The 288-nt window shown below is 29.2% G+C and carries 1 protein-coding gene; it reads right to left on the bottom strand.

Annotated elements, in window-relative coordinates:
• A partial coding sequence (locus tag ACNG5D_RS16020) for a LysE family translocator (protein ID WP_418184533.1) occupies window positions 1–288 on the bottom strand: 288 nt, incomplete at its 5' end.

Below are 288 nucleotides of genomic sequence, written 5' to 3'. Positions count from 1 at the left end.
CTATTTTTTTGAAAACAAGATGAAAACGGCAATTCCAACAAACACAATTATTTGCAACCATTTTAAATATGCACCTATGTGTTTATGTTGCTTTATATAATTTGAAATAAAACCAGCCAAGATAGCTATAGTAGAAAAAATTATGAAAGAAACTGTCATAAACAAGAATCCCAAGACATAAAATTGCGTGATGTCACTTAAAGTAGTACTGAACAAAAACCCAGGAAACAACGCTAAAAAAAATAAGGATACTTTTGGGTTTAAGACATTCATTAAAAAGCCTTGTTT

Origin of the sequence: Algibacter ulvanivorans (assembly GCF_048381495.1) — a bacterium.
Lineage (GTDB): Bacteria > Bacteroidota > Bacteroidia > Flavobacteriales > Flavobacteriaceae > Algibacter_B > Algibacter_B ulvanivorans.
Note: the sequence above shows the minus strand (reverse complement) of the source record. Positions and strands in the feature narration are given on the sequence as shown.